Below are 17075 nucleotides of genomic sequence, written 5' to 3'. Positions count from 1 at the left end.
TCCTGGACATCGAACAGGCAGTTGCTTTTGCGAATCACCCATAACCCCTCACGAATCACGGCTCCATGAGCAAACGCGACTACTACGAAGTCCTGGGCGTGGCCCGCGACGCCAGTGACGAAGACCTGAAGAAGGCTTACCGCCGCTGCGCCATGAAGCACCACCCGGACCGCAATCCGGGCGATGCCGCCGCCGAGGCCGCGTTCAAGGAGTGCAAGGAGGCCTACGAGGTCTTGTCGGACGGCGCCAAGCGCCGCACCTACGACGCCCATGGGCATGCTGCGTTCGAGCACGGCATGGGCGGCGGCGGTGCCGGTGGCCCCGACATGGGCGATATTTTCGGCGACATCTTCGGCAACATCTTCGGCGGAGGCGGTGCCCGCGCGGCGCGGCGCGGCGCGGATGTCGGCTACGTGATGGAGCTGGACCTGGAGGAGGCCGTCGCCGGGGTCGAGAAGCGCATCGACATTCCCTCGCTGGTCGCCTGCGCGCCGTGCAAGGGCTCGGGTTCGGCCGATGGCAAGGTGGAGACCTGTGGCACCTGCGGTGGACGCGGCAACGTCCGCATGCAGCGCGGCATCTTCGCCATGCAGCAGGCGTGTCCAGCCTGTGGTGGCCGCGGCCAGATCATCCGGAATCCCTGCACGGAATGCCATGGCGCCGGGCGCGTGGAAGAAGAAAAGGTCCTGTCGGTCAAGATTCCGGCCGGCGTCGACAACGGTGACCGCATCCGCCTGACCGGCGAAGGTGAAGCCGGCCCGCCGGGCACGCCGCCGGGTGACCTGTACGTGGAAGTGCGCGTGCGCGAACACGACATCTTCCAGCGCGATGGCGATGACCTGCACTGCGAAGTGCCCATCCGCATTTCGCAGGCGGCGCTGGGCGACACCGTGCGCGTTCCCACGCTGCATGGCGAGGCGGAGATCCGCATCCCCGCGGAAACGCAGACCGGCAAGCTGTTCCGCCTGCGCGGCAAGGGCGTCAAGTCCGTGCGCAGCCGCAGCGAGGGCGATCTGTACTGCCGCGTGGTGGTGGAAACGCCGGTCAACCTGACCCCCGAACAGCGGGAACTGCTGGAGAAATTCGAGGCCACGTTCAGCGGCGACGAAGCGCGCAAGCACTCACCGAAATCGGCCACGTTCCTGGATGGCGTCAAGGGCTTCTGGGACCGCATGACCTCCTGATTTCCTGCGTTACCCCGCCGCCCGCGCGGGCGAGCAGCTTGTGGCATCCTGCGACGGCCCCGGCGACCCCGGGGCCGTTTTCATTCAGGTCCACGATGAAGGGAGGCCGCGTGCATACGAACAAGGGGAAGTGGTGGGGAGTATTGGCGCTGGTCGTGCTGGCGCCCGCATGGGCGGCCGATGACCGGCCGTTGCAGGTCGAGCGCGAGTCGACGCGATTCGTGCTCAATGCCGATGGCAGTTTCGTGCAGGAGCAGGAAACTGCGATCAAGGTGCTGAAGGACAGCGCCCTGGAAGCCGCTAAGGATGCGTCGGTCAGCTACAGCACCAGCATCCAGAAGGCCGAGGTGGTCGAAGCCTACACGTTGAAGCCGGATGGCCGCCGCGTCGATGTGCCCAAGGGCAACTACCAGGTCAGCAGCAGTTCGGGGCGGGAGGGCGATTCGCCCATCTACTCCGACCAGACGACGCTTACCGTCGTGTTCCCGGAACTCGCCGTCGGCGACATCACGGTGTTCACGTACCGGGTGACGGCCACCCAGCCGATGTTTCCGGGCCATTTCTCGGTGATCCGCAATTACAGCCCGGCCGCGTACTACGGCGACGTGCAGGTGACCATCGATGCGCCGGAGGCGATGCAGGCCACGTGGCGCAACTGGCAGATGACCCAGCCCGCGGTCCAAACGCGCGACGGCCGCCGGATCGTGCGCTGGCAATGGAGCAACCGCCAGCCAGTCGACCGCGAGAGCCTGCGCGATACGGTCTTCACCGCCGACCGCTACCCGGGCTACGCGTTCTCCACCTTCGCCAGTTACGCCGACATCGCGGCGGCCTATGGTGGCCCGGCCAATGCCAAGGCGGCACTGACGCCCCGCTTGCGCACGCTCGCCGCGGAGATCGCGGGCAAGAGCAAGGACCCGCGCGAGACGGCGAAGAAGCTCTACGAATGGGTCTCCACGAAGATCACCTATGCGGGTAACTGCATCGGCCTGGGCGCCGTGGTGCCGCGCGACCTGGACGTGGTCCTCGACAACCGCATGGGCGACTGCAAGGACCACGCGACCCTGCTGCAGGCGCTGCTGAAGGCGCGCGGCATCGACAGCACCCAGGCGCTGATCAATGCGGGAGGCACGTACACACTGCCGGACATCCCGGTCGCGTCGGTCGTCAACCACGTGATCAACTACATCCCCAGCCTGGACCTGTACGTGGACTCCACCGCGGCCACGGCACCCTTCGGCAGCCTGCCGGACGGCGCTGCTGGCAAGCCGGTGCTGCTGGTGGACGGCCATCGCGACGGCGCCACGACGCCGGCGACGCAGGTGGGCTCGGAATGGCAGAAGTTGCGCACGGCCATCCGCATCCAGCCCGACGGCTCGATCAAGGGCACGCAGCGGGTGGAACTGAGCGGGCGCATGGCGGTCGCGGCGCGGTCGCAGTTCCGCAACTTTGGCGCGGGCGACGCCGACAAGCTGGTCCGCAACTACTTCCGGGGGAACGCCCTGACCGCGAATGGCAAGGTGACGTACGACGATCCGGTGCCGATGCTGGAGACCTTCAACATGGAGGCGGACTTCGAGGTCGACCGGATGATTCCGACGACCGGCGGCTTCCAGGTGCAGCCCTGGTTCCTCAGTTTCACCCCGGTCTCCATGCTGGTGGCCTCGCAGCTCGGCGACCCGGACCAGCCGGAAGGCGAGAGCAGTTGCGGCGCTTACCACTCGGACGAGGAATACACGTTCGAGTTTCCTGCCTTGATGCGGATCATCGCCGTGCCGAAGGACGTCAGCCTGCACGAGGGTACGCTGAGCTACGCCTCGACGTTCCGCCAGGAAGGCGCCCGCTTGTATGTCCGGCGCACACTGGATGACCGGACGCCGGGACCGGTGTGCTCGCCCGAGTACAACGAGGGTTTCTCCCAGGTCATGCGGAAGATCATGCCCGACCTGCGCGCGCAGGTGGTCTACCTGACAGAGGAAGGAGCGGTGAAGCAGTGAGCGCCGATCGGTGCAGCGCGTGACGCCCAATCTCCCTCCGCTGATCGGCATCGTCGGCAGCGCAGGCGCCTATGGCCGCTGGCTGCAGCATTTCTTCCGCGTGCGCATGGGTCTGGAGGTGATCGGCCACGACCCGGCCGATCCCGCCTCGGCGGACGAGGCCGAACTCGTGCGGCGGGCGGATGTCCTGGTTTTCTCGGCGCCGATCCGCCACACCGGGGCGCTGGTCGCCCGGTATGCGGCGCTTGCCGGGGGAAGCGAGGCTGGCCGGTTGTGGCTGGATGTCACCTCGATCAAGGCTGTGCCGGTAGCGGCGATGCTGGCCTCGCGCGCCGAGGTGGTCGGCCTGCATCCGATGACCGCGCCGCCCAAGGCCCCGACCCTGAAGGGCAGGGTGATGGTGGTCTGCGAGGCGCGCCTCGACACATGGCGGCCTTGGGTGGTGTCGCTCCTTGCTGCAATCGAGGCGGAATGCGTGCAGGCGACGCCCGAGCAGCACGACCGGGTCATGGCGCTGGTGCAGGCCATGGTGCATGCCTCGCATCTGGCCCAGGCGGGCGTCCTGCGCGCGCAGTCGGCGCGGGTCGGCGACCTGGCCGCGTTGATGCCGTTCCGCTCCGCATCCTTCGAGATGGATGCGGCGATCATCGCGCGCATCCTGTCGTTGAATCCGGCCATCTACGAAGACATCCAGTTCGGGAACCCCTATGCCGGCGAAACACTGCGGGCGCTGGGCACGCAGATCACCCGGATGGCATCGCTGGTGGGCGAGGGGACGGACATGGCGCGCGCGGCGTTCCGCGAAGAATTCCTGCGCGAAAACCGCGACGCCTTCGGCGACACGACACTGGCCGAGGGCAACTACAGCTACGAGCGCATCGGCTACCTGCTGGCCGATCTCGCCGGCGCGCAGGCGCTCAGCGTGCACCTGCCGGAAGACAGGCCGGGCTCTCTGCGTGCTCTGCTGCACGTGTTCGAGCGGCACGCCGTCAGCCTGTCATCGATCCATTCATCGCGCACGCCGGAGGGCGAAGTGCATTTCCGCATCGGATTCGATGCGGACGTGGACCGCATGGCGCTGGCCCGCGTGGTGGGTGACATCGACGGCACGGGCCTGGGGAAGGTGTTGGCATGAGCGCGCCGACGGAGATGAGGGCCTTGACCATCGATGGAGTACTCGCTGGGAAGGCTGTCGAGTTCACCCGTCCCGGCAGTCGCAGCGCGATCGCGAAATCACCGCTGGAGGGCAGGCAGCGGGTCACCCTGCTGGGCATCCTCGGTGACCAGCAAGGCGACCTGCGCGTGCATGGCGGGCCGGACAAGGCCATCCATCACTACCCTGCGGACCACTACGCCCGATGGCGCGACGATATCGGGGCGCATCCATTGCTCGATGCTCCCGGTGCATTCGGCGAAAACATCAGTACGCATGGCATGGCCGAGGACGCGATCTGTCTTGGCGACCGCTTCCGGCTGGGCACGGCGCTGGTGGAGGTATCCCAGTCCCGGCAGCCGTGCTGGAAACTGTCGGACCGTTTCGCCGTGTCCGACATGGCCCGTCGCGTGCAGGACTCGGGGCGGACCGGCTGGTACTACCGCGTGCTCGAAGAGGGAGAAGTGCAGGCAGGTGACCGCATGACGCTGGAGGCGCGGCCACATCCCGCGTGGCCACTCGCGCGCCTGATCGAGCTGCTGTACCGGCGATCGCCAGAGCCCGGCCTGCTGCGCGAGGTGCTGGTGCTGCCACTGGTACCGTCATGGCGGACGCTGTTCGAACGCCGCCTTGCGCAGGGCGCCATCGAGGATTGGGGCAAACGGTTGACAGGCGCTTCTTCGCACGAATGAAACAACGCACGGCGCTTCATGCGTACGGCGTCTCGCCAGATACATGCGTTTACTCGACAGGGTGGTGGCGTCCCACTAGCATCGCGTGTATCCGGTGCCGGCACGCATGGCATCGCTTTCATCATCCGCAGGGAGTGTGGGGAGATGAGCCGGGATAACAGGTTGACGTCGTTGTCGTCAGTGCGGCCTGACATGCGAAGCGGCGAAGCGGCATCGTCGGCTGCCGACGATATTGCGTTGCTGCAGCGCATCGTCGCGGCGCAAAGCGAAATCGCCGCCGCAGGTCCCGAACCGCAGGAGGTCGTGGACGCGATCACCCATCGTGCGCAGGAACTCACCCGCTCAGCCGGCGCGGTGCTGGAAATCCGCGATGGTGACGTGATGCGCTACTGGTCGGCCAGCGGGATCGCGCAAGGGCAGGTCGGCTTCAGCCTGCCGGTGTCCGGCAGCTTGTCCGGCCGATGCATCGAAGAGCAGCAGGTGTTGAGATGCGATGACAGCGAAGTGGATCCGCGCGTCAATCGTGAGGCGTGCCGCAGCGTGGGGTTGCGTTCGATGCTGGTCGCGCCGCTGAACTTCCGCGGACAGGTGGTGGGTGTGCTGAAGGTCCTGGCGACCGCGCCCGCCGCCTACGCCGACACGGATTGCAGGACGCTCGAGCATTTGAGCACGCTCGTGGCCGCGAGCATGTACAAGGCCATCGAACATGCGCAGATGCGCGCAGCGCTGGATGCCCGCATGGGTCAGGGCGAACGCGAGCGGCGTCATGCGCAGGACGCCCGGGAGCGACTGCTGCAGGTGCTGGAAGGGGCGCAGCTCACGGCAGCCCTGCAGCCGATCGTCAGGCTCGCCGACGGCGTGGTGGTGGGGTACGAGGCGCTTGCGCGGTTTCCGCTGGAGTACGACCTGTCGACAGGCCGCTGGTTCGAGGATGCGGCGAGCAGCGGCTTGAGCGTGGAACTGGAACTGGCCGCCGCAGCGGTCGCCCTGGCGCGGTTGCCCTCCCTTCCCGATGACGCCTTCCTCGCCGTCAACGTATCGCCCGAAACCGCCTGCAATGCACGATTCCACGACCTGCTCGCCGGTCACGCCCCGCAACGGCTGGTGCTGGAAATCACCGAACACACCGCCGTGGAAGATTACGCGCGCCTTGGCCAGTGCCTGTCCTCGCTGCAGCAGGCCGGCGTCCGCATCGCCGTGGACGATACCGGGGCAGGTTTCGCCAGCCTGCGCCACGTGCTGAGGTTGGCGCCGGACATCATCAAGCTCGACATCACGCTGGTGCGTGAAATCGACCAGCGTCCGCGCGTGCAATCGCTCGTGGCGGCGCTCCTGACGTTCGCGCAGGGCACGCAGGCGGAACTGATCGCCGAAGGCGTCGAGAACGAACGGCAATTGCAGACGCTGAAGGAGCTCGGGGTGCCGTTCGCACAGGGATTCCACCTGGGCTATCCGCAGGTTGCCTGATCCGGACATACCCGGTTCGCGTTGGCATCACGCGCCCGCTACCATGCCTGCATGGACACTTCCCCGACACGTCTCCTGATCCACGGTGCCTCCGGCCGGATGGGCCAGGCCTTGCTTCGACTGGCTGCCGAGCAGCCTGCGGTGTACCAGACCGTGGCGGCCGTGACGCGGCGCGCGCCTGCGCAGCGGGTGGTGGATGGCGTGCCCCACTTCGCGGCCAGCGAGCTGGCGGGCGTGCCCGACTTCGACGTGGCGATCGATTTCAGCCTGCCGGAAGGGTTCGACCCGGTGCTGGCGCTGTGCGCCGACCGTGGTCGGGCACTGGTCTCCGGCACCACCGGCATATCCCCGGTGCAGCAGGAGGCATTGGCCGCGGCCAGTGGACGCATTCCGCTGGTGTGGGCGACGAATTTCAGCCTGGGCGTGGCGGTGCTGGCCGACGTGGTCGAACGCGTGGCGGCGGCGTTGCCGGGGTGGGACGTGGACATCGTGGAGTCGCACCATGTCCACAAGAAGGATGCCCCGTCCGGCACCGCATTGACGCTGGGACAGGCCGCCGGCAGTGCGGGCGCGCAGGTGCACTACGCCAGCCTGCGGGCCGGCGACATTGTCGGTGAACATACCGTGCAGTTCGCCGGGCTCGGCGAGCGCATCGAGCTGACCCACCGTGCCACGCATCGCGATGTCTTCGCGCGTGGTGCCCTGCACGTCGCGCGCGTGCTGTCGGGACGCCCACCGGGCGCCTATCACGTGCGGGATCTGCTGGATTGAAGGCCGGCCGGGCGTCCGGATATGGACGCCGGAATATGAACACGCCTCGCCGCGGGCGGGCGCTGTCCGTCGGACAGGCAAAAAAACGGTGGCGCTGAACAGGCCATCCCCGTACAATTCCCGCTCGCCTGTTACCCATCGCCACGGACCGGATAAATGCCGCGTTCGCGGTTTCTTGCAGCCGCAAGTCGGTGGGGCAGGGTTCCTCCACCCCAAGGCGAACCCCGTGACACGACCCGCAATTCTCGTACTCGAAGACGGCACCGTATTCGAGGGCGACTCCGTAGGCGCCGACGGCCTTTCGGTCGGCGAAGTGGTGTTCAACACCGCGATGACCGGCTATCAGGAAATCCTGACCGACCCGTCCTACGCCCGCCAACTGGTCACCCTGACCTATCCCCACATCGGCAATACAGGCTGCACCGACCAGGACGACGAAGCCGCCAAGGTCTGGTGCGCCGGTCTCATCGTGCGCGACGTGCCGCGCCGCCCCAGCAGCTGGCGCAACCAGCAGGCCCTGCCGGAGTGGCTGCAATCACGCGGCATCGTGGCCATTGCCGGCATCGACACCCGCAAGCTGACGCGCATCCTGCGCGAGCGCGGTGCGCAAAACGGCGCACTGATGGCGGGCGAGGGCATCAACGCGGAGATGGCGCTGGAAGCGGCGCGCAAGTTCCCCGGACTGAAAGGCATGGATCTGGCCAAGGTGGTCAGCACCGACAAACCGTATCCCTGGCGCGACGGCCAGTTGGACCTGGACCGCAACGCGTTCGTGCAGGCGCCGGCGAAGTTCAAGGTCGTGGCGTACGACTTCGGCGTGAAGCACAACATCCTGCGCATGCTGGCCGAACGCGGTTGCGACGTGACCGTGGTGCCCGCGCAGACCAGCGCCGCCGACGTGCTCGCGCTGCAGCCGGATGGCGTGTTCCTGTCCAACGGCCCGGGCGACCCCGCGCCGTGCGACTACGCCATCACCGCCATCCGCGAGTTCATCGCGAAGAAGGTGCCGACGTTCGGCATCTGCCTGGGCCACCAGCTGCTGGCCCTGGCGGCCGGCGCGCAGACCATGAAGATGGGCCACGGCCACCACGGTGCCAATCACCCGGTGCAGGATCTCGACAGCGGCCGCGTGATGATCACTTCGCAGAACCACGGCTTCGCGGTGGATGAAGCGACGCTGCCGGCCAACGTGCGCGTGATCCATCGCTCGCTGTTCGACGGCACCAACCAGGGCATCGAACTGACGGATGCCCCCGCCTTCTCGTTCCAGGGGCATCCGGAGGCATCGCCGGGCCCGCATGATGTATCGCCCTTGTTCGACCGGTTCGTGGCCTCGATGGAGGCACGCTGATGCGGGTGCGCCTTGCTGTCACCGCTGTGCTGATGGCGCTTGCGCTGCCGGCTGCCGCCGCCACGCCCGGTGAAAAGCAGATCGACGAGATGACCGACCTGCTGGTCAGCATGCTGCCGGTCGGCGCCATCATGGAAGAGGCAGCCGGCGAGAATCCCGCCTGGCCGGTGCAGGACAAGCCCGATGCCGTCACGCCCGTGCAGTTGGCCTGCCTGCGCAGCGAACTTTCCCGCGACGGCTTCCGCCGCGTGAAGCGGGCTGAAGTGGTCGAGTACGCACAGGCACATCCGGGCCGGTTCGACGAAGAATTGCGCCTGGTCCGCACGGCGGCGCCGGTGTTCGGCAGCATCGTGCAGGCCGGCATCGCCTCGGCGAAGACGGAAACCGACCTGGATCCCGCCGACCTGATGCGAACGGCCAGTGCCGATCAGTTGCTGGCACTGCTCACCATCGCGCGCGATCCCGAGTACCGCGATTTCCGCGCACTGAGTGGCTTCGGCGACGTGCTCGCCGGCGACGGCGACAAGGCCGACGGCAAGTCGGTGGGCGAGATGGCGGCCATCAAGATGATGTTCCAGGGCATGAAGGCGTGCGATGTGTCGCCAGGTGCCCTGATGTGATGTGCACCCGTGCGCGCCCATGCGCGCCGGGACAAGAGGTGGAGCGTGGCCCGTCCATCGCCCCTGTCGGACGCGCCCCTGGAGCAGATGCCCAGGGCGGCGGCCCCACACAATCCGAGAAGTAGATTCCCATGCCCAAGCGCAACGACCTTAAAACCATCCTGATCATCGGCGCAGGCCCGATCGTCATCGGCCAGGCCTGCGAGTTCGATTATTCCGGCGCGCAGGCGTGCAAGGCGCTGCGCGAAGAGGGATACCGGGTGGTGCTGGTCAACAGCAATCCGGCGACCATCATGACCGACCCGGAAATGGCGGACGCGGTCTACATCGAGCCGATCAACTGGCAGACGGTCGAGAAGATCATCGCCAAGGAGAAGCCCGACGCGCTGCTGCCGACCATGGGTGGCCAGACCGCGCTGAACTGCGCATTGGATCTGGCCGACAACGGCGTGCTGGAGAAATACGGCGTCGAACTGATCGGCGCCAAGCGCGAAGCCATCCGCATGGCCGAGGATCGCGAGCTGTTCCGCGTGGCGATGGGCGAGATCGGACTGGAATGTCCGAAAGCCGCCGTGGCCCACACGCTGGAAGAAGCGCTGGAGATCCAGACCCGCGTCGGCTATCCCACCATCATCCGCCCCAGCTTCACCCTGGGCGGCAGCGGCGGCGGCATCGCCTACAACCGCGAAGAGCTGATCGACATCGTCACCCGCGGCCTGGAACTGTCGCCGACCACCGAGGTGCTGGTGGAGGAATCGGTGCTGGGATGGAAGGAGTTCGAGATGGAAGTGGTCCGCGACACGGCGGACAACTGCATCATCGTCTGCTCCATCGAAAACCTCGACCCGATGGGCGTGCATACCGGCGACAGCATCACGGTCGCACCCGCGCAGACCCTGACCGACAAGGAGTACCAGCGCCTGCGCGACGCCTCCATCGCGGTGCTGCGCAAGATCGGCGTGGATACCGGTGGCTCGAACGTGCAGTTCGGCATCAATGCACAGACCGGCCGCGTGGTCGTCATCGAGATGAATCCGCGCGTGTCGCGTTCGTCCGCGCTGGCCTCGAAGGCCACCGGCTTCCCGATCGCCAAGGTCGCGGCCAAGCTGGCCGTGGGCTACACGCTGGATGAACTGAAGAACGAGATCACTGGTGGCCTCACCCCGGCGTCGTTCGAGCCGGCCATCGACTACGTGGTCACCAAGATCCCGCGCTTCGCGTTCGAGAAGTTCCCGCAAGCCGATGCCCGCCTGACCACCCAGATGAAGTCGGTGGGCGAGGTGATGGCGATGGGCCGCACCTTCCAGGAATCGCTTCAGAAGGCGCTGCGCGGCCTGGAAACCGGCAAGGTCGGGCTCGATCCGACCGGCCTGGACCTCACCAGCGAAGACGACCTGACCACGCTGCGGCGCGAACTGAAGGCACCCGGCCCGGAGCGTCTGTTCCATGTCGCCGACGCCTTCCGTGCCGGCATGACCGTGGAGCAGGTGCACGCGCTGTCGTTCATCGATCCGTGGTTCCTCGACCAGATGGAAGAGATCATCGCCGCCGAGCAGCAACTGGCCACCGATGGGCTCGGCTCGCTGGACAAGGCGCGCATGCGCCATCTCAAGCGCATGGGTTTCTCGGATGCGCGCCTGGCACAACTGGCGAACACGAATGAGACCGCCGTGCGCGTGCTGCGCAAGGCGCTGGGGGTGAAGCCTGTCTACAAACGCGTGGACTCGTGCGCGGCCGAGTTCGCCACCAGCACCGCGTACCTGTATTCGACCTACGAGGACGAGTGCGAGGCCGAGCCGACCAACCGCGACAAGATCATGATCCTGGGCGGTGGCCCGAACCGGATCGGGCAGGGCATCGAGTTCGACTACTGCTGCGTACATGCAGCGCTCGCGCTGCGCGAGGACGGATTCGAGACCATCATGGTCAACTGTAATCCGGAAACCGTGTCCACCGACTACGACACCTCGGACCGCCTGTATTTCGAGCCGCTCACGCTGGAAGACGTGCTGGCGATCGTCGAACTGGAGCAACCCAAGGGCGTGATCGTGCAGTACGGCGGGCAGACCCCGCTGAAGCTGGCGCAGGCCCTGGAAGCCAATGGCGTGCCGATCATCGGCACGTCGCCGGACTCCATCGACCTGGCCGAAGACCGCGAGCGTTTCCAGCAACTGGTCGACAGGCTGGGCCTGAAGCAGCCGCCGAACCGCATCGCCCGGAACGACCAGGAAGCACTGCTGCTGGCCCGCGAAATCGGCTATCCGCTGGTGGTGCGTCCGTCGTATGTGCTGGGCGGACGCGCGATGGAGATCGTCTATGGCGAATCCGACCTGGCCCGCTACGTGCGCGACGCGGTCAAGGTCTCCAACGATTCGCCGGTGCTGCTCGACCGCTTCCTCGACAATGCGGTGGAAGTGGACGTGGACATCATCGCCGACCCGGAAGGCAACGTGCTGATCGGTGGCGTGATGGAGCACATCGAGGAGGCGGGCGTGCACTCGGGCGATTCGTCCTGCTCGCTGCCGCCGTACTCGCTGTCGGCCAAGACGCAGGACGAACTGCGCCGGCAGGTGGTGGAACTGGCCAAGGCACTGAAGGTCGTCGGCCTGATGAACACCCAGTTCGCCATCCAGGCCGCCGAGGATGGCGGTGACGACATCGTCTACCTGCTGGAAGTGAACCCGCGCGCCTCGCGTACGGTGCCGTTCGTGTCCAAGGCCACCGGCATGCCGCTGGCCAAGATCGCGGCCCGCTGCATGGCCGGCAAGACGCTGGCCGGGCAGGGCGCCACCCGGGAGATCGTGCCGGACTACTACTCGGTGAAGGAGGCGATTTTCCCGTTCGCCAAGTTCCAGGGCGTGGACCCGATCCTGGGCCCGGAAATGCGTTCCACCGGCGAAGTCATGGGCGTGGGCCGCAGCTTCGGTGCCGCCATGGCGCGCGCGCAGGAAGCAGGTGGCATCAAGGCGCCGCCGGTCGGCAAGGTGTTCATCTCGGTACGCGACCCGGACAAGAAGCGCGTGCTGCCGGTGGCGCAGGAGCTGGTCGGTCGCGGTTACAGCATCGTGGCCACCGCCGGGACCGCCGCATGGCTGCGTGAGCGCGGCATCGACTGCGAGCAGGTGAACAAGGTGGTCGAGGGCCGTCCGCACGTGGTGGACCTGATCAAGAACGGCGAGATCGTGTATATCGTCAACACGACGGAAGGACGCCAGGCCATTGCCGACTCCTTCTCGATCCGGCGCGAGGCGTTGCAGCACCGCGTCACCTACTCAACCACCGTTGCCGGCGCCAAGGCGCTGGTGCATTCGCTGGAATACCGTGGCACGGGCCCGGTGCTGGCGTTGCAGGAACTGCACAAGGAGCTTCAAGGGTGAGAGCCCCATTGACCATGCAGGGCGCGCAGCGCCTGCGCCAGGAACTGGATCTGCTGAAGACGGTGAAACGGCCGGAAGTGATCACCGCCATCGCCGAAGCGCGCGCGCACGGTGACCTGAAGGAAAACGCCGAATACCATGCCGCCCGCGAGCAGCAGGGCTTCATCGAAGGCCGCATCAAGCAGCTGGAAGGCGAGCTGTCGCACGCCGAGATCATCGACGTCAGCAAGCTCAACGCCGGCACGCGCATCGTGTTCGGCGCCCGCGTGGTGCTGGCCGATGTCGACACCGACGAGGAGAAGCGCTACCAGGTGGTCGGCGACCTGGAGGCGGACATCAAGCTGGGCCTGATCGCGATCTCCTCACCGCTGGCCCGGGCGCTGATCGGCAAGCACGAGGGCGACAGCGTCACGATAGACGCGCCTGCCGGCCAGCGCGAATACGAAATCGTCAGCGTTTCCTACGCAGACTGAGCCGATGGCGCAGGCCACGCTGCTGTTGCCTCCGCGTACCCGCCTGGTGGGACAGGCGTTGCCGGCCGATGTGGCGCGGGCGCTGGGGCGCGCGGATCGCGCGGCCGGAGAGGCGGGCGAGCATGCGCAGCTGCGGCGCCACTTCCAGTTGGTGCCGGACCATTGGCCGGTCGCAGCCCTGACGCGCCAGCGCGACGCACGGGATGCCGCCGGCGCGTTGTGGCTGCGTGCCGATCCTGCGCGCGTGTCGCCCGACATGAACGGTGCGCGCATGCTGGCGTATGGCGAGGCGCTGGCGCTGGGCGACGAAGACACCGCACAGTTGCTGCCCGCACTGAAGCCGCTGTTCGGCGATGCCGGCATGCTGCTGGACGCACCGGATCCCGCCCGCTGGTACCTGCGCCTGCCGCCCGAGGCGAAACTCCCGGTGTTCGCGCCGGTGAATGACGTGCTGGGCGACGATCTGTTCGCGCACCTGCCGGAAGGCGAAGCGGGCCGCCGTTGGCGTGCCCTGCTCAGCGAAGCGCAGGTGCTGCTGCACAACCATCCCTGGAACGCACAGCGCGTCACGCAGGGCAAGCCGCCGGTGAACTCGCTGTGGTTCTGGGGCGGCGGCGTGCTGCCGGACTTCGTACGCACCGGTTTCCGCCAGGTCAAAGGCAACGATGTGCTGTTGCAGTCGCTGGCGCATGCGGCCGGGGTGGAACCTGTGCACGCGAGCGGGGAGGGCGGCGTGGATGCGCTGATCGATCTGCGTCATCTGCGCAACCTGGATCTGCTGTGCCGTGACGCACTGCAGCCCCTGCTGGACGCCCTGCACAAGCGCGAGCTGGACGTGCTGACCCTGGATTTCGAGGATGGTGCGCTGTTCGCGCTGCGCCGCGAGCAACGCTGGCGCCTCTGGCGCCGCCCGATGCAACGCCTGGACACGCTACGCCCGGACCACGTTCCGGCATGACCTCGCCCAGGATCCGCCGTCGGACCATCGCGGCGAATGGTCAGTGGCCCGAGGGCGTGCCGTTGCTCCTGCAACGCCTCTACGAAGCCCGCGGTGCACTCTCGATGGACCAGGCGCAACCACGCCTGGCGCAGTTGCTGCCACCCGACCAGCTCGGCGGCCTTGGCGGCGCCACCGCGTTGCTCGCCGATGCGATTGCGCAGGACCGGCACATCGTCATCGTGGGCGACTTCGATTGCGATGGCGCCACGGCGTGCGCGGTCGGCGTGCGCGGCCTGCGCCTGCTTGGCGCGCGGCACGTGACGCCTGCGGTGCCCAACCGCATGGTGCATGGCTACGGATTGTCGCCCTCGCTGGTGGATGAACTCGCCGCACTGCAACCCGACCTGCTCGTCACGGTCGATCACGGCATCGCATGCCACGCCGGCATCGCGGCGGCGAAGTCGCGGGGCTGGCACGTGCTTGTCACTGACCACCACCTGCCCGGCGACGCCTTGCCGCCGGCCGATGCCATCGTCAATCCGAACCTGCGCGACGACCCGTTTCCCAGCAAGGTGCTGGCCGGTGTCGGGGTGATGTTCTACGTGCTGCTGGCGTTGCGACGGCTCCTGCGCGAACGGGGCACGTTCGACGGCGCGGGGCCGGATCTCTCCACGCTGCTGGATCTGGTCGCCGTGGGTACCGTGGCCGATCTCGTGCCGCTGGATGCGAACAACCGCGCCCTGGTCGGCGCAGGCTTGCGCCGGCTGCGGGCCGGGCAGGCGTGTGCGGGCCTGCAGGCACTGATGCGCGTGGCAGGCCGCGAGCCGGCGCGCCTGACCTCAGCCGACATCGGTTTCGCCATCGCGCCACGCTTGAATGCGGCCGGACGGCTGGAGGACATGGCCCTCGGCATCGCCTGCCTGCTGACCGACGATGCCACGCAGGCCGAAGAGATGGCGCGCGTGCTGGAAGGCATCAATGCCGAGCGTCGTGGCGTGCAGCAGCAGATGGTGGATGAGGCGCAGGCCGCGCTTGCGCGCATCGATGTCGCGGAAGGCGGGCAGGTGCCGCTCGCCCCGTGCCTGTTCGATCCGGAATGGCATCCCGGCGTGGTGGGCCTGGTCGCCTCGAAGATGAAGGAACGCCTGCATCGCCCGGTCGTGGCCTTCGCACCCGCAGAGCCGGGCAGCACCACGCTGCGCGGGTCGGCGCGCTCGATTCCCGGCTTCCACATCCGCGACGCGCTGGCGGCCATCGACACTGCGAACCCCGGCCTGATGCAGCGCTTCGGCGGCCATGCGATGGCGGCGGGGCTGTCGCTCGATGAAAGTGCACTGCCGGTGTTCCGTGACGCCTTCCACCGCCATGCCGCCGCGATGCTCGACGACGCCTTGCTGCAGGAAGAACTCCTGAGTGACGGCGAACTCCAGCCCGGCGAACTGGACCGCGTGCACGCGGAAGCACTGCGTGGCGCGGGGCCATGGGGGCAGGGATTCCCGGAACCCATGTTCGATGGCGTGTTCGACGTGCTGGACTGGCGCGTGGTGGGCGAGAAGCACCTGAAGTTCTCGTTGCGCCTGCGCGGACAGGCCACACCGTTGAACGCGATCCAGTTCAACGGGTGGCACGACCAGCCACCGCCTTCCCGCATCCAGGCCGCCTATCAGCTGGACACCGACGACTGGCAGAACCGTCGCGGCATCCAGTTGCTGGTCCGGCACTGGCAACCGGCCGATTGAGGGCGCCGGTCAGCGCTCCGGCCAGGCCAGGGGCTCCGGATTGCGGGACGGCACTTCGCCGGCACGCTTCAGTCCGAACAAGGGCCGCAGCCATCCCACGCGGCGGATCACTTCATAGCCGGCGAAGCACGCGGCGAAGGTGATCGCCACCAGCAAGGGACCTTCCACCATCGGCGGTATCGCCAACGGTTTCAGCTGGTGGGCGACGACCACGGTCACCGTCTGGTGCAGGATGTAGACGGGAAATACCGCCGGCACCAGATAGCGCAGTGCACGGTTGTCGGCAGGACGCCAGTGCCGGGCGAAACCCAGTACCGCCACGATGGCGCACCACTGGTTCAGGCCCCAGGCCATCCGCATTCCCATGCGTGCCCAGTCGGGCGGTGCCGCGTCGGCAAAATGCGCGAAATAGGCGACCAGCCCGGCCCAGCTGAGCAGCCAGGCAACCAGGGCTGGCCAGCGCTGGCGTTCGATGGCATCCCACACCCCGTCCGCACGGGCGATGAGGAAGCCGAGCAGGAACACGCCGAAGTACTGCACGTGGTTGTACCAGTCGTCCACCAGGGCGTGCGTCTGCTCGAAGCGGCCGATCATCAGCACGCGTGCCACGCCGAGGAACAGGACGGGACCGGCCAGTACGCCGATGCCGGAAAGCCAGCGGCTCAAGTGGCGCTCCGCTGCATTGATGGCGCGGGGCACGAGCTTCCAGAGCAGCCACAGTGCAACGGTGTAGACCCACAGGTAGGCGACGAACCACAGATGGTTCCATGTCGGGACCTCCAGGCAGCCGTCGGCATCGCAGAAGCCGTCATGACCGGCCAGGTAACGCGCGTAGAACGCCAGGTAGCCCTCGTGGTAGCCGCCAGGCAACTGTTCGACCACCTCGTAGTAGGACTGCGGCGGCACGATCACCAGCATGCCGAAGACAAGCGGCACCAGCAGCCGCCACGAACGGGCCCCAAGAAAGCGCATCCGGCCACCGGCAGCATCGGCGGCCTGCCGCGCCTTGCCGAGCAGGAACGCCGTGGCGCAGCCGGACGCCAGGAACAGCAGCGACAGTCGCCAGGGGGAGCTGAGCATCATGAACGGTTCCAGCGCGTGGCTGGCGCCGGGGCTTTTCACGTGCCAGTCCCAGGTCACGTAGTACATGCCCACGTGGTAGAGCACCAGCAGTCCGAAGGCGCAGACGCGGACCCAGTCCAGATCATGGCGACGTTGCATGGTGGTCTCCTTCATCGACAAGGTGGCCAGCGTCGGGCGCCGTGCATGTGTGCGCCATCGCGAAGGGACGCGTGGTGGAGGGGCAGGGGC

The 17075-nt window shown here is 67.3% G+C and carries 13 protein-coding genes; 12 read left to right on the top strand and 1 reads right to left on the bottom strand.

Annotated elements, in window-relative coordinates; all coding sequences use genetic code 11:
• The first annotated feature begins 65 nt into the window (after nt 1-65).
• The 12 genes from dnaJ to recJ all read left to right on the top strand — a co-directional run bounded on the left by dnaJ (nt 66) and on the right by recJ (nt 15764).
• Nucleotides 66-1184: a molecular chaperone DnaJ gene (gene dnaJ, locus AC3DET_RS00310; protein WP_192201123.1), complete on the top strand. Its 1119-nt coding sequence runs from the start codon at nt 66-68 to the stop codon at nt 1182-1184.
• Between the two features lie 110 nt (nt 1185-1294).
• On the top strand, nt 1295-3181 hold the full coding sequence (locus AC3DET_RS00305) for a DUF3857 domain-containing transglutaminase family protein (RefSeq protein ID WP_488390359.1): 1887 nt from the start codon (nt 1295-1297) through the stop codon (nt 3179-3181).
• Nucleotides 3182-3191: 10 nt separating this feature from the next.
• Nucleotides 3192-4316 (top strand): prephenate dehydrogenase, encoded by a 1125-nt coding sequence (locus AC3DET_RS00300; RefSeq protein WP_488390358.1) that lies wholly within the window; start codon nt 3192-3194, stop codon nt 4314-4316.
• 14 nt (nt 4317-4330) lie between these two features.
• Nucleotides 4331-5026, top strand: a complete 696-nt coding sequence (locus AC3DET_RS00295; protein WP_488391147.1) for an MOSC domain-containing protein — start codon at nt 4331-4333, stop codon at nt 5024-5026.
• A 192-nt stretch (nt 5027-5218) separates the two neighbouring features.
• Nucleotides 5219-6493: a sensor domain-containing phosphodiesterase gene (locus tag AC3DET_RS00290; protein WP_488390357.1), complete on the top strand. Its 1275-nt coding sequence runs from the start codon at nt 5219-5221 to the stop codon at nt 6491-6493.
• A 51-nt stretch (nt 6494-6544) separates the two neighbouring features.
• Nucleotides 6545-7264, top strand: coding sequence for a 4-hydroxy-tetrahydrodipicolinate reductase (dapB, locus tag AC3DET_RS00285; protein ID WP_488390356.1), 720 nt, complete (start codon nt 6545-6547; stop codon nt 7262-7264).
• Nucleotides 7265-7490: 226 nt separating this feature from the next.
• Nucleotides 7491-8615 carry a glutamine-hydrolyzing carbamoyl-phosphate synthase small subunit gene (gene carA, locus AC3DET_RS00280; RefSeq protein ID WP_488390355.1) on the top strand — a complete coding sequence of 375 codons (1125 nt, stop codon included), beginning with the start codon at nt 7491-7493 and terminating at the stop codon, nt 8613-8615.
• A complete protein-coding gene (locus tag AC3DET_RS00275) occupies nt 8615-9235 on the top strand; it encodes a hypothetical protein (RefSeq protein ID WP_337729818.1) in 621 nt (206 codons plus the stop codon). Before carA ends, AC3DET_RS00275 begins: the two co-directional genes overlap by 1 nt.
• A gap of 131 nt (nt 9236-9366) precedes the next feature.
• Complete coding sequence (gene carB / locus AC3DET_RS00270) at nt 9367-12612, top strand: carbamoyl-phosphate synthase large subunit (protein ID WP_337729817.1); 3246 nt, start codon at nt 9367-9369, stop codon at nt 12610-12612.
• An 8-nt stretch (nt 12613-12620) separates the two neighbouring features.
• Nucleotides 12621-13085, top strand: coding sequence for a transcription elongation factor GreA (greA, locus tag AC3DET_RS00265; RefSeq protein WP_185742123.1), 465 nt, complete (start codon nt 12621-12623; stop codon nt 13083-13085).
• A 4-nt stretch (nt 13086-13089) separates the two neighbouring features.
• Nucleotides 13090-14043: a phosphoglycerate mutase gene (locus AC3DET_RS00260; RefSeq protein WP_488390354.1), complete on the top strand. Its 954-nt coding sequence runs from the start codon at nt 13090-13092 to the stop codon at nt 14041-14043.
• Nucleotides 14040-15764, top strand: coding sequence for a single-stranded-DNA-specific exonuclease RecJ (gene recJ, locus AC3DET_RS00255; protein ID WP_488390353.1), 1725 nt, complete (start codon nt 14040-14042; stop codon nt 15762-15764). The genes AC3DET_RS00260 and recJ overlap by 4 nt, the downstream gene beginning before the upstream one ends.
• A gap of 9 nt (nt 15765-15773) precedes the next feature.
• Here the strand turns inward: recJ and AC3DET_RS00250 are convergent, their stop codons facing one another.
• Entirely contained in the window at nt 15774-16985 is a 1212-nt protein-coding gene (locus tag AC3DET_RS00250; protein WP_488390352.1) for an acyltransferase family protein, read from the bottom strand.
• Between the last annotated feature and the right edge of the window lie 90 nt (nt 16986-17075).

This window comes from Pseudoxanthomonas sp. 97-1-1, from assembly GCF_057773125.1.
Note: the sequence above shows the minus strand (reverse complement) of the source record. Positions and strands in the feature narration are given on the sequence as shown.

Coding starts and splice junctions, on each gene's coding strand:
- dnaJ (WP_192201123.1), top strand. CDS start 66: ATGAGCAAACGCGACTACTACGAAGTCCTGGGCGTGGCCCGCGACGCC.
- AC3DET_RS00295 (WP_488391147.1), top strand. CDS start 4,331: ATGAGGGCCTTGACCATCGATGGAGTACTCGCTGGGAAGGCTGTCGAG.
- AC3DET_RS00290 (WP_488390357.1), top strand. CDS start 5,219: ATGCGAAGCGGCGAAGCGGCATCGTCGGCTGCCGACGATATTGCGTTG.
- dapB (WP_488390356.1), top strand. CDS start 6,545: ATGGACACTTCCCCGACACGTCTCCTGATCCACGGTGCCTCCGGCCGG.
- AC3DET_RS00275 (WP_337729818.1), top strand. CDS start 8,615: ATGCGGGTGCGCCTTGCTGTCACCGCTGTGCTGATGGCGCTTGCGCTG.
- carB (WP_337729817.1), top strand. CDS start 9,367: ATGCCCAAGCGCAACGACCTTAAAACCATCCTGATCATCGGCGCAGGC.
- AC3DET_RS00260 (WP_488390354.1), top strand. CDS start 13,090: ATGGCGCAGGCCACGCTGCTGTTGCCTCCGCGTACCCGCCTGGTGGGA.
- recJ (WP_488390353.1), top strand. CDS start 14,040: ATGACCTCGCCCAGGATCCGCCGTCGGACCATCGCGGCGAATGGTCAG.
- AC3DET_RS00250 (WP_488390352.1), bottom strand. CDS start 16,985: ATGCAACGTCGCCATGATCTGGACTGGGTCCGCGTCTGCGCCTTCGGA.